This window comes from Terrisporobacter sp. (assembly GCF_017888745.1).
Taxonomy (GTDB): domain Bacteria; phylum Bacillota; class Clostridia; order Peptostreptococcales; family Peptostreptococcaceae; genus Terrisporobacter.
Genome location: NZ_JAGHFM010000373.1, coordinates 1 through 1,765 on the forward strand (window position 1 = coordinate 1; position 1,765 = coordinate 1,765).

Here is a 1,765-nt window from a genome sequence, read left to right on the forward strand (position 1 = left end):
AATTTTTATAAAAAATAATAAATATTTTATAAAAATATTATACTTACTAGTTTATTTTGTGATTTGAGAGTATATTTCTATATTAGATATAATTTATCAACTATAAATTCATAATCATTAAATTTATAATACTTTAGGAACAAATAACTAACAGAAAAAAATATTATATGTGGATAATAAAGTAATACTAAAATAGGATAAAATACACAATTGATACAGTTATCAACAGAGTTATTAACATTATCCACAGTATTTGTTGATTATTAATCCACATCGATAAAAAATATAATAAAATAACAAAAAAACATTTTTTTTGACAGTATAGAATAATTTAAAAAGTTAAAAATAAAAAAAGGAAAATAAGAATTAATATAGAATATAATATTAAAGCATAAATAATAATGCATACAGTAGAGTATAATGTAATAAGTATGCTTTACATAAGTGAAGGGAGATGTTCTTATGAAAATAATAATATCAGGAAAAAAATTAGAACTTACAGATGGAATTAAGGTAGCAATAGAAGAGAAAATAGGAAGATTAGATCGTTATCTTAACCCAGAGACAGAAGTTAAGGTTACTGTAAGTGCAAAAAAATCAACTCAAAAAATAGAAGTAACAATTATCCCTATAAGTGGACCGATTATTAGAGCAGAAGATAGTGAAGAAAATTTATATGCTGCGATAGATGTGGTTTATGACAAACTTAAAAAGCAAATAAGAAGATATAAAAATAAATTACAGGATAAACATCAATCTAAGGATCAAAGCATAAGATTCCAAAGTGACGAAGTTATGGAAAATGATGAAGTAGCGGAAGATGTAGATGATAATTTAGATATAGTAATAGAAAGACGTAAAAAATTTGATATGAAACCAATGAGTCCAGAAGAAGCCATACTACAAATGGAATTAATAGAACATGGATTTTATATGTTTAGAAATATAGATAGTGATGAAATATCTATTGTTTATAGACGTGAGAATGGTGGATATGGTCTAATAGAACATGAATAGAATTATATTATTGTAAGTATATACAAGGTTATTGATAATTGTTTATCAATAACCTTTTTAAGTTTAATAATAATATTTAAGTATGATACTATAAACATTGGTATTATTGAGGGTTATAGTATATTTTGTTATTATATAATGAGAATGAAAATTAGAAATCATGTATATTTTTAAAGGTTATATATTTTATAGGGAATGGGAGTTGATAATTTGTTAGAAATTTTGTTAGTTGTAATAATTGTACTTTTAATTATAGATATTTATTTATCTATAAAACCTAAAGATGTTAATGTTAATAGGCTTAATGAAGATATAAATAAGAGATTTGATAATATGGAAAGGTTATTTAGGGAAGAATTTTATAACAATAGAGAAGAGTCTAGAAGAAATGAGTATGATAATAGGCAGGAAATAAAACTTACAATAGACAGCATGACATCTTCAATATCAAGACATATTATGAATTTATCTACGCTTCAGCAGAATCAATTTGAAACAAATTCTAAAAATATAGAAAAAACATTACAGAGGTTTGATAGTAATTTAAGTAAAAATATAAGTGAACTTACAAGTTTACAAAAAGAAAAGTTTACAGAGCTAACTAAATCAACAGAAGAAAATTTAGAAAAAATGAGAGTGACAGTTGATGAGAAACTTCAAAATACTTTAGAAAAAAGACTTGGGGAATCCTTTAAAATGGTTAATGATAGACTTGAACAAGTTTATAAAGGTTTAGGAGAAATGCAAA

Annotated in this window: 1 protein-coding gene and 1 pseudogene; both read left to right on the forward strand. The window is 23.6% G+C overall.

The genetic code is table 11. The features are described from left to right. The first annotated feature begins 462 nt into the window (after positions 1 to 462). Positions 463 to 1,017 carry a ribosome hibernation-promoting factor, HPF/YfiA family gene (gene hpf / locus J7G74_RS16140; RefSeq protein WP_297137262.1) on the forward strand — a complete coding sequence of 185 codons (555 nt, stop codon included), beginning with the start codon at positions 463 to 465 and terminating at the stop codon, positions 1,015 to 1,017. A gap of 210 nt (positions 1,018 to 1,227) precedes the next feature. Continuing rightward, positions 1,228 to 1,765 (forward strand): annotated as a pseudogene (locus tag J7G74_RS16145) (DNA recombination protein RmuC); the annotation flags it as partial.